Raw genomic sequence first — 26,009 nt, 5'->3', positions numbered from 1 at the left:
CGCGGTTTGACAGGACGTGAGATCCTGCCTCCGCTCCGGCATTCCCATGTCGTGACGAGGCCGATGGGAAGGTCATAAACAGTGCCAGTCGTGGCAGCACAATCCAGTGGCGGCGGGCTCGGCGGTCTGATGCCGATCCTGATGATCGTCCTGCTCTTCGGTGTCATGTACTTCATGATGATCCGGCCGCAGCAGAAGCGGCGCCGCGAGGCGGAGACCATGCAGTCCTCGCTCTCCGCCGGCGACGAGGTGGTCACCATCGGCGGCCTCTACGGCACGGTCACCGGGGTCGACGACGAGACCGTGATGATCGAGGTCGCCCCCGGGGTGCAGACCCGGTACGCCCGTCCGGCGATCGCCCGGGTCGTCAAGCAGGTGGAGCGGATCGAGCAGGTGCCGGACGAGGTCGAAGCCAAGGAGTGACCGACCCGGACGACGGGGCACCTTGGCATCGAAGATAATAGATAACCGTGCCGGTGGGACCTCCTGCCGGTGCGGTACGCATGTCGCCGGACAGGCCGGCGCCCGACCCGCCGCCCACAACTAGCGGCCGAACCGCGCAGGGAGACAGGACAACCGTGGCACCACCTCAGGGACAGATGCGACCCGGGCGGCAGATTGCCGTGCTCGGTTTCATCTTCGTCGTCCTATACCTTCTGGTGTTCTTCGCCGCAGGCGCCCAGGGCAGTTGGACGGACCGGCTCCATCCGAAGCTCGGCCTGGACCTGGTCGGCGGGACCCGGATGACCCTGGAGGCGGCCACCGAGGCCGGCCAGGCGCCCCCGGCGGAGTCGCTGGAGGAGGCGCGGCAGATCATCCAGGCGCGGGTCGACGGCCGTGGCGTCGCCGAGGCCGAGGTCGTCACCGAAGGTAACCGCAACATCGTGATCTCGGTGCCCGGTCAGAACGCCGACCTCGGTGACATCGGCACGCCGGCGGAACTCCGGTTCCGCAAGGTGCTCAAGACCGCCGACGGTGGCGGTCCGGTGACCCCGCCGACCCCGGGCGCCACCGGCAGCCCGGCCCCGTCCGGCAGCCCGACACCGTCCGGCAGCGCCTCCCCCTCCGGCAGCCCCAGCCCGGCGGTGACCGGGTCGCCGGGCGCCGGTGGCCAGGGTGGTGGCGCCCCCGCCTCTCCGACGCCGAGCGCCCCGGCCTCCCCGACGCCGACCGCCTCGGCGAGCACGCCGGCCGCCGCCCCCGCCGACCAGACCCTGGAGCAGCAGCGGGCCGCGGTGGAGCAGAAAATCGGCGCGGAGGCCTGGGCCGCGGCCAACGGCCTGCAGGCCCCGGCGGACTTCAGCGCCGACCCGGCGCTCGCCGAGAAGCTCAAGCCGTTCGCGGACCTGACCCCGGCGGAGGTCCGGGTCCTGCCGGCGAACATCCAGTTCAACGTCCCGACCATCACCTGCGCGAAGCTGGACCAGCGGGCACCGGGTTCGATCAAGGACGAGAAGCAGCAGGTGGTGGCCTGCGAGGGCGGCCAGATCAAGAACTTCCTGGACGTCGCGAAGGTGCTCGGCACCGACGTGGCGGACGCCGACGGCGTACTCGACCAGCAGACCAGCCAGTGGGTGGTCAGCCTGGACTTCACCGGTGACGGTCAGACCAAGTGGACCAACCTGACCCGGGAGGCCTTCAACAACGACGGCGGGGCCTGCGACCAGGCCGCGCTCGGCGACGAGGGGCGCTGCCGGGTGGCCGTGGTGCTGGACAACAGCATCATCTCCTCGCCGGAGATCCAGGGCGTGCTCACCGGTGACTCGCAGATCACCGGCAGCTTCAACGCCGCCAGCGCGAACGACCTGGCCAGCCAGCTCCGCTACGGCGCGCTGCCGCTGACCTTCCAGCCGCAGGAGGCGCAGAACATCACCGCCACCCTCGGCACCGAGCAGCTGCGGGCCGGTCTGCTCGCCGCCGGCGTCGGCATGCTACTGGTCATCATCTACGCGTTCTTCTACTACCGGCTGCTCGGCTCGGTGATCTTCTTCAGCCTGCTGCTCTCCGCCGTGCTGGTCTTCGGCGCGCTGGTGTTGCTCGGCCGGCAGATCGGCTTCACCCTGACGCTGGCCGGAATCGCCGGCTTCATCGTCTCGCTCGGTGTCGCCGCCGACTCCTTCGTCATCTACTTCGAACGTCTGAAGGACGAGATCCGGGAGGGCCGGACCCCGCGTAGCGCGGTACCCCGGGCCTGGGCACGGGCCCGCCGGACGATCATCTCGGCGAACGCCATCTCGATCATGGCAGCCGTGGTGCTCTACCTCGTCTCGGTCGGCACCGTGAAGGGCTTCGCCTTCGCGCTCGGTCTGGCCACCATTCTCGACCTGGTTGTCGTCTTCCTGTTCCGGCACCCGATCATGACGATGTTCGCGCGGACCCCGGCGTTCCTGTCGCCGCGGGTCAGCGGACTCGGCCGGGCGCTGCAGTCCAGCGACGACGAGAACCAGACCGGCACGTCGCGCGTGAAGGAGGCCTGAGATGAGCAGGAGTGGTCTTGCCAGCCGCTTGTACCGCGGTGAGGCCGGTCTCCAGATCGTCCCCCGCCGCAAGCTCTGGTTCAGCATCTCCGGCGGCCTGGTGCTGCTGGCGGTACTGAGCTTCGTGCTGCAGGGGTTCAGCCTGGGCATCGAGTTCAAGGGCGGCAACGAGTTCCAGGTGCCGACCAGTGTCGGCACCATGGAACGGGCCGAGACGGCGGTGCACGACGCGCTCGCCGACGAGCAGACCCCGGACGGGCCGGCCGACGTGGTCTCCAGCCAGCAGGTCGGCGACGCGACGTACCTGTTCCGGACCTCGCCGCTGGACCAGCAGCAGGCCGACCAGGTCCGGGCCGAGATCGCCCAGGAGTTGGGCGTCGGGGTGGACCAGATCAGCGACAGCCGGGTCAGTTCCGCCTGGGGTGGTCAGGTCACCCAGCGGGCCCTGATCGGTCTGGCGATCTTCCTGGTCCTCGTCGCCGCGTACCTGGTGGTCCGGTTCGAGATCCGGATGGCGGTCGCCGCGATCGTCGGGCTCGGCCTCGACCTCGTGCTCACCGCCGGTATCTACTCGGCGATCGGCTTCGAGGTCACCCCGTCGACAATCGTCGGCTTCCTCACCATCCTCGGTTTCGCCCTGTACGACACGGTCGTGGTCTTCGACAAGATCCAGGAGAACACCCGGGGCATCTTCGGGGGCAGCACCCAGACGTACTCCGAGGCGTCGAACCTGGCGCTGAACCAGACCCTGATGCGGTCGATCAACACCTCCGTGGTGGCGTTGCTGCCGGTCGGGGGTCTGCTCTTCATCGGTGCCGGTCTGCTGGGCGCCGGAACGCTCAAGGACCTCGGTCTGGTGCTCTTCGTCGGTATGGGTGCCGCGTTCTTCTCGTCGATCTTCCTGGCCACGCCGCTGCTCGTCACCCTCAAGGAGCGGGAGCCCCGGGTCCGGACGCACACCCAGCGGGTTCTCGCCCGCCGGGCGGGCGGCGGACGCGACGGCGCGGTACGTCGTCCGGCGCGTCCGGCCGGCCAGCCGCGCCCGGCCGACTCGGCCGACGCGTCGGCGGAGGAGCCGGCCACGGCCGACGGCGCGGCGGAGACCGACCAGGACGCGCTGGCCGCGGCCGCGCCGAAGGTGGGCGCCCGTCCCACCGTGGGCAAGCGGTCCGGCTCCGCCGGGACACGTGGTGGTCGTTCCGGCGGCGGTAACCGGCCGGGCGGCAAGCGGCGCTGAGCCGAGCGCGGTGATTGCGTCGTCCGACGCGGGTCACCGCGACCGGCCGGCGGCGAGCGGGATGCGACATCATGGCGTCCGTCGGGCCTCTGGTGGCCCGGCGGACGCCTTCGTATGAAAGGACACACCCGTGACGGAGACCCCCAGCGAGGCACGCGGCGACAGCGGTCCCCTGACCGCACAGTTGGTGGCCAGCCGGGTCCTGGACGTGCCCGACTTCCCGAAACCGGGCATCATGTTCAAGGACCTGATGCCGCTCTTCGCCGACGGGGCGGTGTTCCGTGAGGTGATCGACGGCATCGTCGAGTACCACGGCCGCGACTCGTTCGACACGGTGGTCGGGATCGAGGCGCGAGGCTTCGTGGTCGCCGCCGCGATCGCGTACGCGACCGGGGTCGGCGTGGTGCCGGTGCGCAAGGCCGGCAAGCTGCCCCGCCCCGCCTACGCCGCCTCGTACGCGCTGGAGTACGGCGAGGCGACGCTCGAGGTGCACCAGGACGCCTTCACCGCCGGACACCGGGTACTGGTGGTCGATGACGTACTCGCCACCGGTGGCACCGCCCAGGCGACGCTCGACCTGGTCGAACGGGCCGGCGGCACGGTCGCCGGCTTCACCGTGCTGCTCGAACTGAGCTTCCTGAAGGGTCGGGACCGGCTGGCGCCGAGACCGGTCCACGCCCTGCTCACCGTTTGATCCACTGGACCGCCTCGACCGATCCGTACGTCCGGAGGACGGTAGCCGGGTCGGTGGGACGGGTACGATTGCCGTTCGTGGTCGAGCGCCGTGCAGTGCGCCCGGCTGGTGCGGGACGGGGTTGACCAGTTACGGTCGGCTCGTTCCCGGCGAGGTGTTGAGGAGGCCGGTGTCCCACGATGTCGCCCCTCCGGCGGAGGGTACGGTGCGTCCCACCAACGAAGCTGATGGTCCTGTCGACGCCGTGACCAGCACGGACGGTGCCGCTACACCGGCACCCGGTCCGGTGCGGCCCGGTATCGGCTCCACCGCTGTGTCCGGCGCGGCTCCGGTCGACGCGGACGCCGCTGTCGACTCGACAACCGACCCGGCGAGCGGCCCCGCCGACGGCGCCGCCTCCGGCGGGTCCGATGGTGGTTCGCCCGGCTCGGCCAGCTCCGCTGTCTCGGATGCCCGTCCGGCCGCTTCCGGTGGGCCCGCTCCCGCTTCGTCCGGTCCGGTCTCAGCCGGTCCGGTTTCGACTGCTCCGGTTTTGCCTGCTCCCGTCTCGCCTGGCCGGGCCTCGTCTGCTCCGGTTTCGTCCGCTTCCGTCTCGGCCGGTCCGACGGGCACCGGCGTTTCGGTGACCGGTTCCGGTGTGTCAGGCGCCGGTTCGACGGCGGCTGGGGTGTCGGGCGGTGGCGCGACCGGCAACGGAACGGTGCCGACCGGGGTCAGCCGCAACGGCAGCCCGGCGCCGGTCCGTCCGGGTGCCGGCGGCGAGGTTGTGGGCGCCGCGACGGGCAGCCCGTCGTCGTCCGCCACGGGTTTCGGGTTCGCCAACGCCCCGACCGGTCGACGGGTTCGTGCCCGGCTGGCCCGGTTCAACGCCCCGTGGCAGACGCCGCAGGTGAGCGAGGTGCTGGAGCCGCTCATCGCCACCCACCGGTTCGCCCACCCCAAGGCCGACGCCCGGCTGCTGCAGCGGGCCTTCGACACGGCCGCCCGGTGGCACTCCGGGCAGTACCGCAAGTCCGGTGACCCGTACATCACGCATCCGCTGGCGGTGGCGACCATCCTGGCCAACCTGGGGATGGACACCACCACCCTGGTGGCGGCGCTGCTGCACGACACGATCGAGGACACCGACTACGGCCTGGACCAGATGCGGGCCGACTTCGGTGCCGAGGTCGCCCTGCTGGTCGACGGCGTCACCAAGCTCGACAAGGTGAAACTCGGCGACGCGGCCAAGGCGGAGACGATCCGCAAGATGGTGGTCGCGATGGCCAAGGACCCCCGGGTCCTGGTGATCAAGCTGGCCGACCGGCTGCACAACATGCGTACCCTGACCTTCCTGCCGGTGACCAAGCGGGAGCAGAAGGCCAAGGAGACCCTGGAGATCCTCGCCCCGCTGGCCCACCGGCTGGGTATGAACACCATCAAGTGGGAGCTGGAGGACCTGGCGTTCGCCAACCTCTTCCCCAAGCGGTACGAGGAGATCAACCGGCTGATCGGCGAGCACCAGCCGCAGCGGGAGGCACTGCTCCGACAGGTGACCCAGAAGGTCCAGGTCGACCTGCGGTCCGCCAAGATCAAGGCGGAGGTGACCGGGCGACCGAAGCACCTCTACTCGATCTACCAGAAGATGATCGTCCGGGGTCGCGACTTCAACGACATCTACGACCTGGTCGGCGTACGCATCCTGGTCGACACGGTGCGCGACTGCTACGCGGCACTCGGTGTGATCCACGCGAACTGGCAGCCCGTTCCGGGCCGGTTCAAGGACTACATCGCGATGCCGAAGTTCAACATGTACCAGTCGCTGCACACCACGGTCATCGGGCCGAGCGGCAAGCCGGTCGAGATGCAGATCCGGACGTACGCCATGCACCGCACGGCCGAGTTCGGCATCGCCGCGCACTGGAAGTACAAGGAGAAGAAGGGCGAGACGGTCGTCGGCCCGCCGGCCCACATCGACGAGATGACGTGGCTGCGGCAGTTGCTGGACTGGCAGCGGGAGGCCGCCGACCCGAGCGAGTTCCTCGACGCGCTCCGCTTCGACCTCTCCAGCCAGGAGGTCTACGTCTTCACCCCCAAGGGGGACGTGATCCCGCTGCCGACCGGCTCCACGCCGGTGGACTTCGCCTACGCGGTGCACACCGAGGTCGGGCACAAGTGCATCGGCGCCCGGGTGAACGGCAAGCTGGTGCCGCTGGAGTCGACGCTCTCCAACGGCGACGTCATCGAGATCTTCACCTCGAAGTCGGACACCGCCGGCCCGACCCAGGACTGGCTCGGCTTCGTCAAGAGCCCACGGGCCCGGACGAAGATCCGGCAGTACTTCAACAAGGAACGCCGCGAGGAGGCGATCGAGGCCGGCAAGGACGCGATCGTCAAGGCGATGCGCAAGCAGGGCATGCCGTTGCAGCGGATGCTGACCACGGACAACCTGATGACCATCGCCCGGGACCTGCACCTGGCCGACGTCGCCTCGCTCTACGCGGCGGTGGGGGACAGCCAGGTCTCCGCCCAGTCCGTGGTGCAGAAGCTGATGGCCGGATACGGCGGCGAGGAGGGCGCGGCCGAGGACCTCGCCGAGACCGCCGTCGCCACCCGTCCGCCGCGCCGCAGCGGCGGGGGCGGGGACCCGGGTGTGGTGGTCCGCGGCGTCAGCGACGTCTGGATCAAGCTGGCCCGGTGCTGCACCCCGGTGCCGCCGGACTCGGTCTTCGGTTTCGTCACCCGGTCCGGCGGGGTGAGTGTGCACCGCGACGACTGTGCCAACGCCGAGGAACTGCGGGTGCAGAGCGAACGGATCGTCGAGGTCAGCTGGCGGCTCACCTCCGCGTCCACGTTCCTGGTCGCGATCCAGGTCGAGGCGCTGGACCGGCACAAGCTGCTCGCCGACGTCACCCGGGTGCTCTCCGACGAGCGGGTCAACATCCTCTCCGCGACCGTCACCACCACCCGGGACCGGGTGGCGGTGAGCCGGTTCAGCTTCGAGATGGCCGACCCGAAGCACCTGGGGCACCTGCTCGCTGCGGTACGCAAGGTCGACGGGGTCTTCGACGCGTACCGGGTCACCTCCGGCGCCTGACAACCGGGTCGGGCTCAGTGAGGCGGTAGCAGCGGACCGCCGTCGAGCAGCCGCAACGCGGTCCGGGCCGCCTCCGCGACGGTGCCGGCCCGGGGGTTGACGCCGGCCTCCGGCACGGGGGTTGACGCCGGCCTCCGGCACGGGGGTTGACGCCGGCCTTCGGCCCGGCGCCACCCGCTGGTGGGGTCGGCGGGGGGCCCGTACCGCTGTCGGGTCCTCGGCCAGCAGGGTGCGGGCGGCGGCGAACTCCTCGTCGGCCTGGCGCGCCGTCTCCGGCCCGACCGCGCTCGGCGGCTCGACGCCGCCCGGATTCTGTGACTCCCCGCTCAGCAGTGCCCACAGCAACTGGTCCCAGCGGGCCAGGCGACGGCGTCGGCGAACGGCCGGTCGGCGAGGACCGCGAGCGCGGCCCGCGCCGGGGTAGGTCGTCGGCCCGTGCCGGATGCCCGGGCAGGTCTCCGCCCTCCGGAAACGGAAGCGCCCGGCGCCGCGAACGTGGCGCCGGGCGCGTGCCGAACGAGCTGGGCCGCCGCCCGGTGCGCCCATGGTCAGGCTCTTGATCACAACTTCCTTCTTCGGGTGACCGCCGCCGGCCTGCTGGGCGAAGGCGCCGTCGTCACCGGCTGCGCCCACCTGTGCGACCAGGTCCAGGCCCTGGGTGACCGTGCCGAGCACGGTGTACTGGGCCGGCAGTTCCGAGTCGCCGTAGACGATGAAGAACTGGCTGCCGCTGGTGCCGGGCTGGCCCGAGTTGGCCATCGCGATGACCCCGGCCGGGTACGGCGGCCGCTTCTCGGTCGGCAGGTTCTCCTCCGCGAACCGGTACGACGGGCCGCCGGTGCCGTCGGTCTCCTTCCAGCCGCTGCCGGCGGCGACGCTCGGGTCGCCGCACTGCAGCACCTGGAGTCCCTGGGTGACCAGTCGGTGGCACTTGGTGTTGTCGAAGAACTTCTTCTCGGCCAGGTGGGTGAAGCTGGCCGCGGTGCACGGAACCTCGTGCAGGTTCAGCTTGGCGGTGATCGGGCCGAGGTTGGTGTCGATCGTCATGATCTGGCTGCCGGTGCTCTTCGCCGTGGTCGGCGGCAGCCCCACGTCCTTGGTCGTCGGGCTGCGCTGCTCGGCCGGGATCTCGGTCCAGTCGCAGGTGGCGCCGACCGCCTGGGTCCCGCCGGTCTTCGTGTCGTCGCCGAGACTGACCACCAGCCACACGGTGCCGGCGACCACCAGCAGCAACGCCACGCCCGCACCGATACTGGCCTGGAGTTGCCGGCGCTTGCGGGCCGCGGCGGCCCGCTCGGCCATATCCCGTTCCAGCTTTGCCCGCGCCGCGGCGCGTTGCCGCTCTCTGGTGGACGTCACGGTGGCTCCTCCTGGACTATGTGCAGCTGCGCGGTGGGCGTCCGCGGCTGGGTGGTCTGGGGCGGTCTGGGGATGCTCAGGAAACTCCGGCAGCCGTCGGGCTGGCCGAGGGTGACGCCGGCGGTGTGGTCGCCGTCGGCGGCACCGCCGTCGGGTCGGCCGAGGACGGCTCGCCGACGGTGAGGCTCTGGATCACCACGTCGGTCTTCGGCTTCACCTTGCTGCCGGAACCATTGTCCACGGTCTCCAGGGCGCCGATCTTCTTGATCACGTCGAGTCCGGCCGTGACGGTGCCCACCACGGAGTACTTCGGCTCGGTGGTGGCGAAGTCCTTGAAGAAGATCAGGAACTGGCTGCCGTTCGCTCCCGGCGGGTTGCCGATCATCGCCACCGTGCCGGCCGGGTAGTGGGCGGTCGCGGCGGTCGCCGACGGGCTCGGCTCGGGGCTGCCGGACGGGCTCGCCGACGCGGTCGCGGTGGGCGTCCCGGACGGCTCGGCCGACGGCGGCGTCGAGGGGTTTTCCGACGAGCCGGCCGGAACGTTCTCGTCGAAGAAGGTGTACGTCGGACCGCCGAACCCGGTGTCGGTCGGGTCGCCGCAGCGCACCGCCCCCTCGGTGGTGATCTCGCTGCACTTGGTGTTGTCGAAGAAGCTCTTGCCGGCCAGGTGGGTGAAGCTCGCGGCGGCGCACGGCGCCGAGGCGAGATCCAACTGCACCGTCACCGGCTCGCCCTGGTTCGTGGTGATCGTCATGGGGCGGGTGCCGGTGGTCGGCAGGTCGCGGGTCGGCGGGGTGCCGACGTCCTTCAGGTTCGTGTTGACCTGGCTGTCCTGCTTCGTCCAGGCGCAGATCTCCATGGCGGTCGGGTCGTCGGCGGGCTCGGAGTCGAAGCCGCCGAGAGCCCAGAACGACCCGAGGGCGATCAGCAGCAGCGCGACGGCGGAGCCGACACCGGCCCGGATCTGCCGCTTGCGCCGGGCGGCGGCCGCCCGTCGGGCCAGCTGGCGGTCGAGCTTGGCCCGCGCCAGTTTGCGCTGCCGGTCCTTGCTGGAAGCCACCCGAGCTCCCCTTTCATGTGCCCCTGGTCGTCGCCGACCTCTGGTCGCCGTACCCGATGGTGTTCTGGCCGACGGCGCGCTCCGCCGTCGTGGCGTCAAGTGCGCCACGCCACACGCCCGCCAGAGTGTACGGGTACCGACTGGGAAAGTGTTGTACGAGGTCACCCCCGAAACCATCGGAGATTATCACTGCCCCGCTGGCGGCCTTCCGGCTGGTGGATATGGTCGCGTCCCGGTGACCGACGACGGATAGGGTGGGCGGGGCCAACCGTGGAGTGGAGGGAGCGGACGTGCTCGTCGCCGGCTTCCCGGCGGACGCCTTCGGCACCAACTGTTACGTGGTGGCGACCGCGCCCGGGGAACAGTGTGTCGTGGTCGACCCCGGCATCGGGGTGATTGATCAGCTCGACGCGCTGCTGGCCGAGCATCGACTGCGGCCGGCCGCCGTGCTGCTCACCCACGGACACCTCGACCACACCTTCTCGGTCGCCCCGGTCTGTGGTGCCCGGGGGATCACCGCCTACGTGCACCCGGGCGACCGGGAGCTGCTCGCCGACCCGGCAAAAGGGCTCTCCGCGGACCTGACCAGCCTCTTCGGCGGACGACTGCCGTACGCCGAACCGGAGGACGTCGCCGAGCTGACCGACGGCGCGACGCTGTCGCTCGCCGGGTTGGAGATCACCGTCGACCACGCGCCCGGCCATACCGGCGGGTCGGTGCTGTTCCGGCTGCCGGGCGTGGGCCCGGCCGTCCGGTCCGACCTGCCCCTTCCACCTGGCGTGGACTGGGCGGCGGAGCAGATCTGCCTGGCGGGCGATGTCCTGTTCGCCGGTTCGATCGGCCGCACCGACCTGCCGGGCGGCAGCCTGCCGGCGATGCTGACGAGCCTGCGGGACAAGATCCTCCCGCTCGCCGACGACACCGTCGTGCTGCCCGGCCACGGCCCCGCGACCTCCATCGGCCGCGAGCGGACGAGCAACCCGTACCTGATCGAGGTGGCTGACCTCGACGGGCCGCAGCGTGCGCCGTCCGCCCGAGGCTGGTAATCCCCACTCGCGCCCGTTGCGCGAGATCTGACAGGAGCACCGAGCATCATGAGTAAGCCACGACCGATCTCCGGCTTTCCCGAGTGGGCACCGCCACAGCGGATGATCGAGCAGTACGTCCTGGAGCGGCTCCGGACCAGCTTCGAGTTGTACGGCTTCGCGCCGCTGGAGACCCGCGCGGTGGAACCGCTGGACCAGCTGTTGCGTAAGGGGGAGACCTCGAAGGAGGTCTACCTGATCAGCCGGCTCCAGGAGGAGGCGGGGGCCTCCACCGGCGAGGGCGGCCTCGGGCTGCACTTCGACCTGACCGTGCCGTTCGCCCGCTACGTGCTGGAGAACGCCGGCAAACTGCAGTTCCCGTTCCGGCGCTACCAGATCCAGAAGGTGTGGCGTGGGGAGCGTCCCCAGGAGGGCCGCTACCGGGAGTTCCTCCAGGCCGACATCGACATCGTCGACCGGGACACTTTGCCCCCGCACTACGAGGCCGAGATCCCGCTGGTGATCGGCGACGCGCTCGGTGGGCTGCCGATCGGCGGCGGCGCCGACGGACGGTTGCCGATCCTGATCCAGGTCAACAACCGCAAGGTCCTGGAGGGCTTCTACCGGGGCGTCGGGCTCGCCGACCCGCTGGCCGCGCTGCGTGCGGTGGACCGGCTCGACCGGGTCGGCCCGGACGGGGTGGCGAAGCTGCTGGCCGAGACCGCCGGGGCGACCGACGCCCAGGCCAAGGCGTGTCTGGCACTGGCCGAGATCTCCGCCCCGGACCCGTCGTTCGCCGACGCGGTCCGTGCTCTCGGGGTGACCGACCCGCTGCTCGACGAGGGTCTCGCCGAACTGGTCGCGGTGATGGAGAACGCCAGCACGTACGCCCCCGGGCTCTGCGTGGCGGACCTGCGGATCGCCCGTGGCCTCGACTACTACACCGGTACGGTCTACGAGACCCAACTGCGCGGTTTCGAGCGGTTCGGCTCGGTCTGCTCCGGTGGCCGGTACGACAACCTGGCCAGCGACGAGAACAACCGGTTCCCCGGGGTCGGCATCTCGATCGGGGTGACCCGGCTGCTCGGGCTGCTCTTCGGGGCGAATGCGCTCACCATCTCCCGGAGCGTGCCGACCTGTGTGCTGGTCGCCCTGGCCGACGAGGAACGGCGGGCGGAGAGCAACCGGATCGCCGACGCGCTGCGCCGGCGCGGCATCCCGACCGAGGTCTCCCCGTCCGCCGCCAAGTACGGCAAGCAGATCCGGTACGCCGAGCGGCGCGGCATCCCGTACGTCTGGTTCCCCGGCAACGAGGGCACCGGCGACGAGGTGAAGGACATCCGTTCGGGTGAGCAGGTCGGCGCGACGCCGGACGTCTGGCAGCCGCCGGCGGCCGACCTGCGCCCGACCATCAGCGGCTGACCGGCGCGGTTCCGACCGTCGTATCGCGACGGCCGCCGCGTCGTACGGCGGCGGCCGTCGCCCGGCAGCGTCAGCTGGCGGGGCAGTCGGCGTGGCGCGGGCGCGTCACGCGATCGGCGTCACCGGTCCAGCGTCGGACCCACGAGACCTGCTCGGTCAGGCCGGCGGCGAGTCCCTTCCGGCTCCGGACCCGGTGGCCCTCGGCGGGCAGGAGGACCAGCCGGCTGGCCGTGCCCAGCGCGGTCAGCGCCTGGAACAGCAGGATCGCCTGCTCTGGCGGTGTGGCCGGGTTCCGGTCCTGCTGGCCGTGCAGGATGAGCACCGGACGCGTGATCGACGGTGCCGCGAGAACGGCGTCGAGGTCCCGGTAGACCCGCTCGGCCTCCCACAGGGTGCGTCGCTCGTGCTGGAAGCCGAGCGGGGTCAGCCAGGGCAGATGCTCGGCGGTCGGCATCGGGCCGCCGGCAGACGGGGGCGTGCGCCGCGACGGCCGGGCACGATCGACACGACGGTGGCCGTGGGCTGCCCACCGTCGACGGGCACGCCCGGATCAGGACGCTGTTCGCCGGCCGTACGGTGCTGCTGATCTCGCACCGGTTCTCGGGCGTCTGGTACGCCGACCACATCTACGTGCTCGAGTCCGGCCGGGTGACCGAGCACGGCAGTCACGACACACCGATGACGCTCGATGGTACGTATGTCGAACTGTATCTGACCCAGGCTTCCGCGTACCTCGACGTCCCGGCGGCGGCCGCCGTCCGACCGAGCTGACCCGCGCGTCCGTGGTGACCACGCCCGGGGGTGGCCGGTCACCGTGAACCAGCGCTTCCGCGGCGCACCCTGGCCTCCTCAGGGGCATCGATGTTAACGTCCGCAAGTCGCCTCCACATGCGAAAGTGTCGGTCCTCGACCGTCTCGATGTGACCGTCAACATCGGTCGGTGGCGGCATGGCGCTCGTCTGGTGCCGCCACCGTGGTCGCGGGCTGGGCTCGCGGCGAGGTGGACGGGTGCCGGGCGGTCTCGGCGCTGTGCCGACGAACGAGGTTGACCACAATTCATGAGATGTCTCTGACCCGTGTCGCTTACTCCGCGCCGTCGACCGGTCCCAGGAGCACGGATTCTGCTGGAGTTGGCCGTTGACGTTACGCGATGGAAACCTCTAACGTCTGATGTCTGAACGCGTGACCATGCACCCCACGCCACCCCGTGTTTCGGAGGGATTGCCATGTCCCGTCCATCCCTCACCCGTCGCCGACTGCTTGCCGCCCCCGGTCCGACCGAAGATCCCAGGACGCCGGGTGCGACACCCACCCCCGGAGCGCGGCCGAAGCGCTGGACCGGGGATGGCGGCGCCAACCCGTGGTGGATCGTCACCGCCGACTGAACCCAGTGGCGTCCGATGTGTGCGCCGCACCCGGGGCCTGGTCGCGGCGACCCGTCGTCGGACGACGTCGCAGATATGGAGAAGCAATGATCAATCGGAGAGCTCTGCTGACCGCGGGGCTGACGATGGTGCTCGGCGTGTCGGTCAGCCTCACGGCCGGCTGCGGTGACGGCACCGCACCGGGCGGTTCCCGACTGCTCGTCGGTGTCGACTATCCGCGCTCCGACACGGACTTCTGGAACTCGTACATCAGGTACGTGCCGCAGTTCGCGGACGAGCTGGGCGTCGAACTGAAGACGACCAACTCGCAGAACGACATCGCGAACCTCATCTCCAACGCCCAGACCTTCATGAGCCAGGGCGTCAAGGGCGTGGTGATGGCGCCGCAGGACACCGCGGCGATCGCACCGACCCTGGCGCAACTGGACTCGAAGAAGATCCCGGTGGTCACCATCGACACGAGGCCGGACACCGGCAACGTCTTCATGGTGGTGCGCGCCGACAACCGCGCCTACGGCATCAAGGCATGCCAGTTCCTCGGCACCAAGCTCGGCGGCAAGGGCAAGGTCGTCATGCTCCAGGGCGGCCTCGACTCGATCAACGGCCGGGATCGTACCGAGGCCTTCAACGAGTGCATGCGCGACAAGTTCCCCGGGATCACCGTCTTCGGCGAGGCCACCGACTGGAAGGCGGACGTGGCGGCGGCGAAGCTGCAGACCCGCTTCGCCTCGGACCCGGACATCAAGGGTGTCTACATGCAGTCCTCGTTCGCGCTGTCCGGCACCCTCCAGATCCTCAAGCAGCGTGGCCTGCAGGTGCCGCCGAGCGACCCCAAGCACGTGTTCGTCGTCTCCAACGACGGCATCCCGGAGGAACTGAAGAACATCGGCGAGGGCCTGATCGACGCCACCGTCAGCCAGCCGGCCGACCTGTACGCCAGGTACGGGCTCGAGTACGTGAAGGCGGCGATCGAGGGCAAGACCTTCCAGCCCGGCCCGACCGACCACGGCAGCAACATCATCCAGGTACGGGAGGGGCTGCTCGAGGACCAGCTTCCGGCGCCGCTGGTGACCCTGGACGGTGCGCCGGTCGCCGGCGAGCCGACCCTGAAGTTCGACGACGCGTCGCTGTGGGGCAACAACGCATGAGTACCGCCCCACCGGGCCCGGGTGACGGGCCGACCGGCGACGGCCGGCCCGTCGTCGAGGCCGTGAACATCACCAAGCGGTTCGGATCCACGGTCGCCCTGGCCGACGCGGGCATCGTGGTCCGTCCCGGCGAGACGCACGCCCTGGTCGGACGCAACGGCGCCGGGAAGTCGACGCTGGTCAGCATCCTCACCGGGTTGCAGGCCGCCGACGACGGTGCCGTGGCGTTCGACGGCCGTCCGGCGCCGCCGTTGGGTGACCGCGACGCCTGGCGGCAGCGGGTGGCCTGCGTCTACCAGAAGTCGACGATCATCCCCACCCTCACCGTGGCGGAGAACCTGTTCCTCAACCGGCACGCCCGGGGTCGGGGCGGACTGATCCGCTGGTCGGCGCTGCGCCGCGAGGCCGAACAGCTGCTGGCGGCGTGGTCGGTCGAGGTCGACGTACGCCAGCCCGCGTCGACGCTCTCGGTCGAGCAGCGGCAGTTCGTGGAGATCGCCCGGGCGCTGTCCTTCGGTGCCCGGTTCATCATCCTCGACGAGCCGACCGCCCAGCTCGACGCGGCCGGGATCAACCGGCTGTTCGACCGGATCCGGGACCTGCGCGCCCAGGGGGTGACGTTCCTGTTCATCAGTCACCACCTCCAGGAGATCTACGAGATCTGTGACCAGGTGACGGTCTTCCGCGATGCCCGGCACATCGTCACCGCTCCGGTCGCCCAGCTGAGCCGTCCGGCGTTGGTCGCGGCGATGACCGGTGAGGACGTGACGATGCCCGAGGCCGAGCACCGGCCCGTGGCGTCGGACGCTCCGCTGCTGCTGGCCGTACGCGACCTGGTCACCTCCTCCGGTGCCGAGTTGTCGATGGAGGCCCGGGCCGGTGAGGTCGTCGGCATCGCGGGCGGCGGCGGCAGCGGCAAGATCGAGGTCGCCGAGGCGATCGTCGGCCTGGCGCCCCGGGTGGGCGGGACCGTCGCCGTCGACGGCCGCGTACTGCGTCCGGGCAGTGTCCCCGACGCCCTCGACGCCGGCGTCGGCCTGGTGCCGCAGGACCGGCACCGGGAGGGGCTGGTGCCGCTGCTGTCCATCGCGGAGAACGTCACGATGACCGTGCCGGACCGGATCGGGCGGCGTGGTCTGATCTCGCCGGCCCGGCGTGACGCCCTGGCCCGGGACACCATTGCCGGTCTGGCCATCAAGGCGTCCGGGCCGCGGGTGCCGGTCTCCGACCTGTCCGGCGGCAACCAGCAGAAGGTGGTCATGGGTCGGGCGTTGGCCAGCGATCCGAAGCTGCTGGTGCTCATCACGCCGACCGCCGGTGTCGACGTGCGGTCCAAGCAGACCCTCCTCGGTGTCGTGGAGGACGTACGCCGTCGCGGTACGACCGTCGTGGTGGTCTCCGACGAGCTCGACGATCTGCGGATCTGTGATCGCGTGCTGGTCATGTTCCAGGGCCGGGTCGTCGGCGAGATGACCCACGGCTGGAGCGACAACGATCTGGTAGCCGCCATGGAAGGGGTGGATCTCCACCGTGTCTGAGACGCTGTCCACCACCACGCCGCCGTCCGTGACGCCGCCCTCGCGGCCGTCGCGGTCGCCGTCCTCGTCGCGGACCCTGGCGGTCGCCCGGCTGCGGGACCTCGCCCTGGTGCCGGCGATCATCGCGGTCGCGATCGTCGGATCGATCGTCAACCCGGTCTTCCTCAGCTCCGACAACATCATCAACGTGCTGCAGAGCATGTCGGAGATCGCCATCCTGGTCCTCGCCCAGACCATCGTGCTGATCACCGGCAAGATGGACCTGTCGCTGGAGTCGACCTTCGGGCTCGCGCCCGGCATCGCGGCCTGGCTGATCGTCGACCCCGCCCTGACCCGGGGTCTGGGACTCGACGTGCTGCCGGAGGCCTGGGCGGTGCCGGTGGCCCTGCTCGTCGGCGCCCTCATCGGTGCCTTCAACGGGCTGCTCATCGTCCGGTTCGGCCTCAACGGCTTCATCGTCACGTTGGGCATGCTCATCGTCCTGCGTGGACTGCTCACCGGGATCTCCGGCGGCCAGACCTTCTTCGCGCTGCCGGAGTCGATGACGTACCTCGGCTCCGCCGTCTGGTTGGGGGTGCCGGCCTCGATCTGGCTGTCGCTGCTGCTGTTCGCCGCCGGGATCGTGGTCCTCGGCTACACCCGCGCCGGTCGGGCGTTGTACGCGATCGGTGGCAACGCCGACGCGGCCCGAGCGGCGGGTATCCGTACCGACCGGGTGCTGTGGATCGCCCTCGTCGTGGCCAGTGTCCTCGCGGCCCTCGCCGGCCTGCTGATCAGCGGTCGGCTGGCAGCGGTGCCGGCGGCCCAGGGTAGCGGTGCGATCTTCCAGGTCTTCGCGGCGGCGGTGATCGGCGGGGTCAGTCTCAACGGCGGCAAGGGCAGTGTCTTCGGCGCCTTCACCGGCGTACTGCTGCTGTTCATGATCATCAACGTGCTGACCCTGGCCGGAGTACCCGCGCAGTGGACGAACTTCCTCAACGGCACCGTCATCCTGGTGGCCCTGGTGGTCTCCCGCATCACCGGAGGCAGGGCGCAGACATGAGTCGTCCGGCCCGCCGGGCGGGCCACCGCGAGGCCGGACCGGCAGGTCCGGGTACGACCAGGCCCGCCGTTCGATCCCCCAGGAGTTCCGGTGAGTGAGCGCATCTCGTCCGTAGAGACCATCGACGTACGGTTCCCCACGTCCCGGCACCGCGACGGGTCGGACGCGATGAATCCGTTCCCGGACTACTCCGCCGCCTACATCCTGCTGCGCACCACGACCGGGGCCGAGGGGCACGGGTTCGTCTTCACCGTCGGCCGGGGCACCGAGATCCAGGTCGCGGCGGTGCGGTCGCTCGCCGCGATGGTGATCGGGCAGTCCGTCGACGAGGTGACCGCCGACCCGGGGGCGCTGGCCCGCCGGCTCGTCGGCGACAGCCAGATCCGCTGGCTGGGCCCGGAGAAGGGCGTCGTGCACATGGCCGCCGGCGGTCTCGTGAACGCGGTGTGGGACCTCGCCGCCCGGCGGGCGGGCAAGCCGCTGTGGAAGTTGCTCGCCGACCTCAGCCCGGAGCAGCTCGTCGCCCAGGTCGACTTCCGCTACCTGCGCGACGCACTCACCGAGGAGGAGGCGCTGGCGTTGCTGCGGGCCGCCGAGGGCGGGCGGGCGGAACGCGAGCGGCTGCTGCGGGCCGAGGGCTACCCGGCGTACACCACCACCCCGGGCTGGCTGGGCTACGACGACGAGAAGCTGGCCCGGCTCTGCACGGAGGCGGTCGAGGAGGGGTACCGGCTGATCAAGCTCAAGGTCGGCGGAAGCCTGGCCGACGACGTACGGCGGATGGCCATCGCCCGGCAGGCCGTCGGACCCGACGTCCGGATCGCGGTCGACGCCAACCAGATCTGGGGCGTACCCGACGCGATCCGGTGGATGCGCGAGCTGGCCGCGTTCGACCCGTACTGGATCGAGGAGCCGACGTCGCCGGACGACGTGCTCGGGCACGCCGCCGTGCGCAGGGTCCTCGCCCCGGTCAAGGTGGCCACCGGCGAGCACGTGCACAACGCGGTGATGTTCAAGCAGCTGCTCCAGGCCGACGCCGTCGACATCGTGCAGATCGACGCCTGTCGGGTCGCCGGGGTCAACGAGAACCTCGCGATCCTGCTGCTCGCCGCGAAGTTCGGGGTTCCGGTGTGCCCGCATGCCGGTGGGGTGGGGCTGTGCGAGTTGGTGCAGCACCTGGCCATGTTCGACTTCGTCGCGGTCAGCGGCAGCACCGCCGACCGGGCCATCGAGTACGTCGACCACCTGCACGAGCACTTCGTCGACCCGGTACGGATCAGCGACGGGCGGTACCTCGCACCCGCCGCCCCGGGCATGAGCGCGGAGATCCTGACCGCGTCGTTGGCCGACTACCGGTTCCCGGACGGCCCACGGTGGACGGCCGCGTCGGTGGGGGCGGGAGCGCCGACACGATGATCATCGGGCGGGACGGCACTCGACGGGTTGGATCCGGAACATCTGATGTCTGGTTCGGATCCCTCGCCGGCACTGCCGGGTGTGCCCACCGTCCGGCCCGGCGGGGCCGGGACGGCTCGCGACGCACGCACGGTCCGGACGGAGCCGACCCCCTGCTACCTCTCCGCCGCCTGGGCGGCGAGCACCGTACGAAGCCACGCTTCGGAGGTGTTGACGTGCATCAGCGCGCTGGCGTGGGCGAGCAGTTGGTCGCGCGAGCGCAGGGCGAGGTAGATGGCGTGGTGTTCGTCGATCGTCTTGTGCGCCGCGTTGCCCTCTATCAACCCGCGCCACACCCGGGCCCGCAGCGTACGGCTGGACAGCCCGTCCAGCAGCGAGGTGAGGGTCTCGTTGCCGGTGGTCGCGACGACGGTGTGGTGGAAGGCGGTGTCGAACTGGATCAGCTTCTCGGCGTCGTCGGCCGCCGCCCGCATGTCCTCCAGGATCTGGGCGAGTTCGTCGAGCTGGGTGTCGGTCATCCGCAGCGCCGCCATGCCGGTGGCCACCGGCTCCAGCATGCGGCGCACCTCCATCACCTCCAGCAGCGTGTCGTCGCGCAGCAGTTCCACCGCGACGCCCAGCCCCTCCAGCAGGAGCCGGGGCGCGAGGCTGGTGACGTACGTCCCGTCGCCGCGCCGCACGTCGAGGACCCGGGCCGACTCCAGCACCTTCACCGCCTCCCGGACGCCGCTGCGGGACAACCCCATCTGTGCGGCCAGTTGCGGTTCCGGTGGCAGTCGGGCGCCCGGTGGCAGCTCGCCGCTCTGGATCATGCTTCGGAGCTTCGCGATCGCGTCGTCGGTCAGTGCCATCCATGCCCCCTTCGGACCGGTCCGCCCTGTGCCGCCGCCGTGGGACGGTCGCCCGGGCCGGCTGCCGGTAGCCCTCACCACTATAGAGACATCGGACGTTTGCTGTCGTCGAGGTCTGCCCAGCAAGGTTGCGCTGCCGTCGGTCCGGTCGACGGTGGCCGGCTCGGGGCCACTGAGAGGAGGGCTGTCCCGTGCGGACCGCCGTGAGTCGGGTGGACGAGCTTCCTGCCGTCCTGGTGACAGATGACGCCATCCGTGCCGTCGTCGCGTTCGAACTCGCCTACCGCGAACTGTCCCCGGGGCAGCGGCGGTTGCTCCGGTATCTCGGTCTGCACCCGGGGCCGGACTTCGACGTGTACGCCGCCGCGGTCCTGAGCAATCTGACCGTCGTGCACGCCCGGCAGGGCCTGGGGAAACTGTGCGAGCGCCGACTGGTCGTCCAGGACGGCATCCGCTACCGCCTCCCCGAGCAGGTCGCCGAGCACGCGCGCCGGCTCGTCGCGAGGGATCCCGCCGCCAGCCGGGAGGTTGCCCTCGGCCGGCTCCGCGACCATCTCTGGCCGCCGGGTGAGCGCGGCCGTCGCGGTACGGGGCGTGGCAGGGGCCCGGGGCCGGCGGACCGGACGCGTCGGGGTTGACCCCGGCGAGAGTCCTGGCAGCATCAACACATCTGATGTATCAGTGCAGCGTCGAGTGCGGTCCGGATCTCGCGCAGTGATCCGTCGGGCTGGCCCAGGCTGGTCGGGCGGTCGCTGACCGCCGGCCTTGTTTGGCGGAGCCTTGATCTGGCTGGGATTAGGCGGGCCGAGCGGGGCGGGCGACGGGCGACGGCTGCCGCCTATCGACTATTGCCTATTCCGTCGCGCGGGAGTAACCTTCGCGAAACACATCAGATGTCTGGCGACGTGAGGGCTGTCGGTGGCCCACCCCGGTGGGCCGGGGGCGCACGTCGCCGAGCGACTCGTTGATCGGCTTCCGTAGTTCTCCCACGTCTCGAGGTGACCGGATCGGCCACCGGTTGGAGGATCGATGTCAGACCTGACCCGACGACAGGTCCTCAAGTTCGGCGCGGTCGGCGCCGGCGGCGCCCTGCTGCCACTGCCGTGGACCGCCGCGGCCCGGGCGGACTCGGCGGCGCCACCGCAGGTGCTGGCGGCCGGCGATCTGGCGCTCTGGTACGACGAGCCCGCCGGCACCGACTGGCTGCGGGCGCTCCCGATCGGCAACGGCAGGCTCGGGGCGATGGTGTTCGGCAACGTCGACACGGAACGCCTGCAGCTCAACGAGGACACGGTCTGGGCCGGCGGCCCGCACGACCCCAGCAACCCGAGAGGGCAGGCGGCGCTGGCGGAGATCCGGCGGCTGGTCTTCGCGAACCAGTGGACCCAGGCCCAGGATCTGATCAACCAGACCATGATGGGCAACCCGGGCGGGCAGTTGGCCTACCAGACGGTCGGCAACCTCCGACTGGCCTTCCCCTCGGGTGGGGCGTCGCAGTACGACCGGCAACTGGACCTGACCACCGCGACCACCTCCGTGACGTACGTGGTGAACGGGGTGCGCCACCAGCGGGAGGTCTTCGCCAGCGCGCCCGACCAGGTCATCGCGATGCGCCTGACCGCCGACCGGACCGGGTCGATCACCTTCACCGCCACCTTCGACAGCCCGCAACGCACCTCGGTGTCCAGCCCGGACGGCAGCACCATCGCCCTCGACGGCGTCTCCGGCAACCAGGAGGGCGTCACCGGGGCGGTCCGGTTCCTCGCCCTGGCCAACGCCACGGTCAGCGGCGGCACCGTGACGAGTTCCGGTGGCACGCTCAGGGTCACCAACGCCAACAGTGTGACCCTGCTGGTCTCGATCGGCTCCAGCTACGTGAACTACCGCAACGTCAGCGGCGACTACCAGGGCATCGCACGGTGGCACCTCACGGCCGCCCGGGCCAGCAGCTACGACCAGCTCCGCAGCCGGCACGTGGCCGACTACCAGGCGCTGTTCGGGCGGGTCAGCCTCGACCTCGGCCGCACCTCGGCCGCGGACCAGCCGACCGACGTCCGGATCGCGCAGCACAACAACGTCAGCGATCCGCAGTTCTCCGCGCTGTTGTTCCAGTTCGGCCGGTACCTGTTGATCTCGTCGTCGCGTCCCGGCACCCAGCCGGCCAACCTCCAGGGCATCTGGAACGACTCGCTGACCCCGGCGTGGGACTCGAAGTACACCATCAACGCGAACCTGCCGATGAACTACTGGCCCGCCAACACGACCAACCTGGCCGAGTGCCACAGTCCGGTCTTCGACATGATCAGGGACCTCTCGGTCAGCGGTGCCCGGACCGCCCAGGTCCAGTACGGCGCCGGGGGTTGGGTCACCCACCACAACACCGACGCCTGGCGGGCGACCGCCGTGGTCGACGGTGCGTTCTGGGGTATGTGGCAGACCGGTGGCGCCTGGCTGGCCACCATGATCTGGGACCACTACCTGTTCAACGGCGACATCGAGTTCCTCCGGGCCAACTACCCGGCGATGAGGGGCGCCGCGCAGTTCTTCCTCGACACCCTGGTGACCGAGCCGACCCTGGGCTACCTGGTGACGAACCCGTCGAACTCGCCGGAACTCAGCCACCACTCGAACGCCAGCGTGTGCGCCGGGCCGACCATGGACAACCAGATCCTCCGGGACCTTTTCGACGGCTGTGCCCGGGCCAGCGAGGTCCTCAACGTCGACAGCACCTTCCGGACCCAGGTCCGGGCCGCCCGGGACCGACTCGCCCCGATGAAGGTCGGTTCGCGGGGCAACATCATGGAGTGGCTCTACGACTGGGTCGAGACCGAGCGGACCCACCGGCACGTCTCACACCTCTACGGGCTGGCCCCGAGCAACCAGATCACCCGGCGCGGCACCCCGCAGTTGTTCGAGGCGGCCCGGCGGACCCTGGAGCTGCGCGGCGACGACGGCACGGGCTGGTCACTGGCCTGGAAAATCAACTTCTGGGCGCGGATGGAGGAGGGCAACCGGGCCCACGACCTGATCCGTTACCTCGCCACGCCCGCGCGCCTCGCCCCGAACATGTTCGACCTGCACCCGCCGTTCCAGATCGACGGAAACTTCGGCGCCACCGCCGGCATCGCCGAGATGCTGCTGCACAGCCACAACGGTGAACTGCACATCCTGCCCGCGCTGCCGGCGGCCTGGCCCAACGGGCGGGTGAGCGGGCTGCGGGCCCGGGGCGGGCACACCGTGGGCATCACCTGGACCGGCGGCCAGGCGACCGAGATCCTCGTCCGGGCGGACCGGACCGGCGCCGTCCGACTGCGCGGCCGGCTCTTCACCGCCAACCACGCCGTCGTCGATACCACCGACGGCACCCCGGCCCGGACCACGCGGATCGAGACCGACCTCGTCGAACTCACCGTGCAGGCGGGGCGCACCTACCGGGCCAGCGGATCGGTCGCCACCACCCCGACCCTGGAACAGAGCTTCACCAACGTCAGCACCACCAACGACACCAACACCGGGGCCGGGAACTTCGACGGCGGCGGGGCCACCCTCTCCGCGCAGGCCCTGGCCCAGGCCGGGGTCACCCCGGGCAGCACGGTGAGTCGCAACGGGGTGAACTTCCGCTGGCCCAACGTGGCCCCGGGCGGCGCCGACAACGCCATCGCCTCGGGGCAGGCCATCAGCGTGACCGGTACGGGTCGCACGCTCAATTTCCTGCTGACCGGCACCTACGGTGCCGTGTCGGGAACCGCCGCCGTGGTCTATGCCGACGGGACCCGCCAGACGTTCACGCTCAGCACCCCGGACTGGTACGGCGGTCCGCACGCCGGTGGTACCGCCGCGATCGTCACCGCGTACCAGAACCGGCCCGGCAACCAGCGGCAGAATGTGGCCGCCTGCATCTACCAGGTGGGCGTGGCCATCCAGAGCAAGCCGGTGGCCCGGGTGGAGCTGCCGAACATCAGCGCCGGGCCGGCGACGAACGTACCGACCATGCACGTCTTCGCCATCGCGATCGGGAGCTGACGGCCGAGGTGACTGACAAGGCGAAGGAGTGTCCGTCAGTCCGGTAAGGGCTCCTCCAGGAGGACGTGTCGTGCGGACAGCGCGTTGCGGCGTACCGTCACCGGTGCCCGGCGGCGTTTGGGCGGGGTCGTGACCGGCTGGCGTTCGGTCAGACGTCCGTGCCAGCCAAGGTACGGGTGAAGCGTTCTACGGAGTGCGGCGGCCAGAGCGGCTGTCGCACTCCGGCCCTCGTGCGCCGTAGCCACCGCGACCAGGTTCGTCCTTTCCTTGTCCAGCCATCCGAGGGCCTCGACCATCGTGGCGAAGCTCCTCCCGCCGGCGGCCCGGTCGGCGTCCAGCGGTGGCGGCGCCTCCGGCCAGAGCACGGCGACGGCTGCTCCCGCCGATGCCAGGTAGTAGCGCAGCGCACGTTGAAGAGCCGAGTCCAGGTCTTTGGCGTCCGGAGTCCCCTGACAGAGCTCCCTTGCATAGGTTCGGAGAAGGTCGGGCAACCGGTAGCGGTTGACGGTCGGCGTTTCGGCGAGCCCGAGGTCGACCAGGAACTCCAGGTCGGCACGGACTTCGGAGGCGGGCCGGTCGAGCATCGCGGCTATGGCAGCGAGGTCGGGTTGCGGCACGTTGAGCAGCCCGAGTAGGCGGAAGACCCGGGCCGCCCCGCCAGCCTGCTCCTGCTTCAGGATGCCGTAGTGGGCGGCGAAGGCGGCACGCAGGTCGAGATCCGCCACGGTCAGCGCGTCGAGCCGTTGCCGTTCGTCGTCGAGCAGGTCCGCGAGGTCAGAGGGATCCCAGCCGGGGCGACCCACGAGCTTCGCGCCGGCGATGGCGAGCGCGAGCGGTAGCCGAGCGCAACCGTCGACGAGCCGGGCCATGCCGTCGGGGTCGGCGGCGGCCCGTTCGACGCCGATGGCGGTGGCGACCAACCGGATCGCTTCGTCCGGCTCGAGGACGTCGAGGTGTACGTACCGGGCAGCCGGAAGGGCGGCCAGGCTCCTCCGGGTGGTGGCGATGACGACAGATTGCGCGCTTCCCGGCAGGTACGGACGCAGTTGGGTGGCGTCCTCGGCATCGTCGAGGACGATGAGGACGCGTCGGCGGGCGAGCAGTGAGCGATAGGTGGCAGCCACCTCCTCGACGCTGTCCGACGCCGGCACCGACCCGCCGAGTGCCCGTAGGAAGTGAGTCAGTGTCGCCAGGTGGTCGACCGGTGTCGACGGCTCCGCCCGTCGTAGACTGGTGTAGAGCTGCCCGTCCGGAAACCGGTCCGACAGCATGTGCGCGATGTGGACCGCCAGGGCCGACTTACCCACCCCGCCGGTGCCCGTGATCACCGTGGCGGCTGGGCGGGTATCCGGCGATGACGTCAACTCACGTAGCACCAGTTCCACCTGGCGTCCGCGGCCCACGAAGGCGGGCACGTCGGCGGGAAGTTGCCGAGGCGCTTCGACCGACGTGCCGATGGTCCACCGAGTGACCCGGCGAGGTGGACGTTGGTCGGATGGAATGGCAGTTACCAGCGCGGGATCCCGATTCAGGATGGCGCGATGCAGCCGGTTCAGCTCCGGCCCGGGGTCAACCCCCAGTTCGTGACGTAGCTGCTCACGGACGTTCTGATACGCGTTCAGGGCGCCGACGGTGTCTCCGCAGCGATACAGCGCGGTCATCAGCGCGGCGTGTGCCGGCTCATGGAGGGGGCGCTCGGCGATGATCTGTCGGAGCAGGACGGCTGCCTCTTCGGCCAGACCGAGACCGAGGCAAACCTCGACGCCGTGCTCCAACAAGGTCTGCCGTTCCTCTTCGAGTTGTCGGGCATGCCGACCCAGCAGCGGCCCATGGCCGACATCGCACATCGCCCGGCCGCGCCAGGTTCCGAGCGCCTGCCTGAATGTCGTCAGCGCCGCCTCGGCGTCGCCGCTCGCCCGGGCCGCCTGACCGTCGGCGACCAGCGCACGGAAGACGTCGACGTCCCGCGCCTGGGTAGCCAGTTCGACGAGATAGCCGGCGCGGGTCGCTCGGACCACACGGACGCCGGGGGCGTCCAGTTGCTTGCGTAGCCCCGCCACGTACGTCCGGACGTTCGCCTTGGCCGAGCCGGGTGGCTGTGCTCCCCAGACTTCTTCGATGAGGTGGTCGATGCTGACCGGCCGGTTGGCCTCGGCGACCAGGCAGGCGAGAAGCGTACGTGGCTTGAGCGCGTTTACGGTGACCGGCCGCCCGCCGGGTTGGATGAGCATGGGACCGAGTAGGCCGTACTGCATC

General features: G+C 70.6%; 18 protein-coding genes and 1 pseudogene. 14 read left to right on the top strand and 5 right to left on the bottom strand.

From position 1 onward, the window contains the following. The first annotated feature begins 129 nt into the window (after positions 1–129). From yajC to ABGB21_RS29750, 5 genes are all read left to right on the top strand, one after another. Positions 130–423 (top strand): preprotein translocase subunit YajC, encoded by a 294-nt coding sequence (yajC, locus tag ABGB21_RS29770; protein WP_347655968.1) that lies wholly within the window; start codon positions 130–132, stop codon positions 421–423. Between the two features lie 155 nt (positions 424–578). Continuing rightward, positions 579–2,477, top strand: a complete 1,899-nt coding sequence (secD, locus tag ABGB21_RS29765) for a protein translocase subunit SecD (RefSeq protein WP_347655911.1) — start codon at positions 579–581, stop codon at positions 2,475–2,477. Position 2,478: 1 nt separating this feature from the next. Then, the gene (gene secF / locus ABGB21_RS29760) at positions 2,479–3,714 is read left to right on the top strand and encodes a protein translocase subunit SecF (protein ID WP_347655909.1); all 1,236 of its coding nucleotides are present in this window, start codon (positions 2,479–2,481) and stop codon (positions 3,712–3,714) included. A 130-nt stretch (positions 3,715–3,844) separates the two neighbouring features. Continuing rightward, the gene (locus tag ABGB21_RS29755; protein WP_347655908.1) at positions 3,845–4,408 is read left to right on the top strand and encodes an adenine phosphoribosyltransferase; all 564 of its coding nucleotides are present in this window, start codon (positions 3,845–3,847) and stop codon (positions 4,406–4,408) included. Positions 4,409–5,030: 622 nt separating this feature from the next. Continuing rightward, on the top strand, positions 5,031–7,484 hold the full coding sequence (locus ABGB21_RS29750; protein ID WP_347655907.1) for a bifunctional (p)ppGpp synthetase/guanosine-3',5'-bis(diphosphate) 3'-pyrophosphohydrolase: 2,454 nt from the start codon (positions 5,031–5,033) through the stop codon (positions 7,482–7,484). Positions 7,485–8,012: 528 nt separating this feature from the next. On the opposite strand, the pseudogene ABGB21_RS29745 reads toward ABGB21_RS29750, so the two are convergent. Further along, positions 8,013–8,843: pseudogene (locus ABGB21_RS29745) on the bottom strand (peptidylprolyl isomerase); the annotation flags it as partial. Between the two features lie 76 nt (positions 8,844–8,919). Further along, positions 8,920–9,903: a peptidylprolyl isomerase gene (locus tag ABGB21_RS29740; protein WP_347680558.1), complete on the bottom strand. Its 984-nt coding sequence runs from the start codon at positions 9,901–9,903 to the stop codon at positions 8,920–8,922. Positions 9,904–10,193: 290 nt separating this feature from the next. On the opposite strand from ABGB21_RS29740, the gene ABGB21_RS29735 reads away from it, so the two are divergent. Then, the gene (locus ABGB21_RS29735) at positions 10,194–10,949 is read left to right on the top strand and encodes an MBL fold metallo-hydrolase (protein WP_347655904.1); all 756 of its coding nucleotides are present in this window, start codon (positions 10,194–10,196) and stop codon (positions 10,947–10,949) included. 48 nt (positions 10,950–10,997) lie between these two features. After that, positions 10,998–12,350, top strand: coding sequence for a histidine--tRNA ligase (gene hisS, locus ABGB21_RS29730; protein ID WP_347655903.1), 1,353 nt, complete (start codon positions 10,998–11,000; stop codon positions 12,348–12,350). Positions 12,351–12,420: 70 nt separating this feature from the next. Here hisS and ABGB21_RS29725 read toward each other — a convergent pair whose 3' ends face one another. Further along, positions 12,421–12,804: a prolyl oligopeptidase family serine peptidase gene (locus ABGB21_RS29725; protein ID WP_347680556.1), complete on the bottom strand. Its 384-nt coding sequence runs from the start codon at positions 12,802–12,804 to the stop codon at positions 12,421–12,423. A gap of 122 nt (positions 12,805–12,926) precedes the next feature. Here ABGB21_RS29725 and ABGB21_RS29720 point away from each other — a divergent pair, with 122 nt between their 5' ends. From ABGB21_RS29720 to ABGB21_RS29700, 5 genes are all read left to right on the top strand, one after another. Continuing rightward, the gene (locus ABGB21_RS29720; protein ID WP_347655902.1) at positions 12,927–13,121 is read left to right on the top strand and encodes a hypothetical protein; all 195 of its coding nucleotides are present in this window, start codon (positions 12,927–12,929) and stop codon (positions 13,119–13,121) included. A 700-nt stretch (positions 13,122–13,821) separates the two neighbouring features. Continuing rightward, positions 13,822–14,883: a sugar ABC transporter substrate-binding protein gene (locus tag ABGB21_RS29715; protein ID WP_347680554.1), complete on the top strand. Its 1,062-nt coding sequence runs from the start codon at positions 13,822–13,824 to the stop codon at positions 14,881–14,883. Beyond that, positions 14,880–16,421, top strand: a complete 1,542-nt coding sequence (locus ABGB21_RS29710) for a sugar ABC transporter ATP-binding protein (protein ID WP_347680552.1) — start codon at positions 14,880–14,882, stop codon at positions 16,419–16,421. The genes ABGB21_RS29715 and ABGB21_RS29710 overlap by 4 nt, the downstream gene beginning before the upstream one ends. After that, positions 16,414–17,463 (top strand): ABC transporter permease, encoded by a 1,050-nt coding sequence (locus tag ABGB21_RS29705; RefSeq protein ID WP_347655898.1) that lies wholly within the window; start codon positions 16,414–16,416, stop codon positions 17,461–17,463. Before ABGB21_RS29710 ends, ABGB21_RS29705 begins: the two co-directional genes overlap by 8 nt. Before the next feature lie 90 nt (positions 17,464–17,553). After that, positions 17,554–18,879: an enolase C-terminal domain-like protein gene (locus tag ABGB21_RS29700; RefSeq protein WP_347655897.1), complete on the top strand. Its 1,326-nt coding sequence runs from the start codon at positions 17,554–17,556 to the stop codon at positions 18,877–18,879. Between the two features lie 155 nt (positions 18,880–19,034). Here ABGB21_RS29700 and ABGB21_RS29695 read toward each other — a convergent pair whose 3' ends face one another. Further along, complete coding sequence (locus ABGB21_RS29695; protein WP_347655895.1) at positions 19,035–19,730, bottom strand: FadR/GntR family transcriptional regulator; 696 nt, start codon at positions 19,728–19,730, stop codon at positions 19,035–19,037. 191 nt (positions 19,731–19,921) lie between these two features. Here ABGB21_RS29695 and ABGB21_RS29690 point away from each other — a divergent pair, with 191 nt between their 5' ends. Next, entirely contained in the window at positions 19,922–20,368 is a 447-nt protein-coding gene (locus ABGB21_RS29690; protein WP_347680550.1) for a hypothetical protein, read from the top strand. Between the two features lie 391 nt (positions 20,369–20,759). After that, positions 20,760–23,753, top strand: a complete 2,994-nt coding sequence (locus tag ABGB21_RS29685) for a glycoside hydrolase family 95 protein (protein ID WP_347680548.1) — start codon at positions 20,760–20,762, stop codon at positions 23,751–23,753. A 35-nt stretch (positions 23,754–23,788) separates the two neighbouring features. On the opposite strand, the gene ABGB21_RS29680 is transcribed toward ABGB21_RS29685, so the two are convergent. Continuing rightward, the gene (locus ABGB21_RS29680; protein ID WP_347680546.1) at positions 23,789–25,984 is read right to left on the bottom strand and encodes a BTAD domain-containing putative transcriptional regulator; all 2,196 of its coding nucleotides are present in this window, start codon (positions 25,982–25,984) and stop codon (positions 23,789–23,791) included. Between the last annotated feature and the right edge of the window lie 25 nt (positions 25,985–26,009).

Source organism: Plantactinospora sp. B24E8 (assembly GCF_039871735.1).
Taxonomy (GTDB): domain Bacteria; phylum Actinomycetota; class Actinomycetes; order Mycobacteriales; family Micromonosporaceae; genus Plantactinospora.
This window is presented reverse-complemented; position numbering and strand designations above follow the sequence as displayed.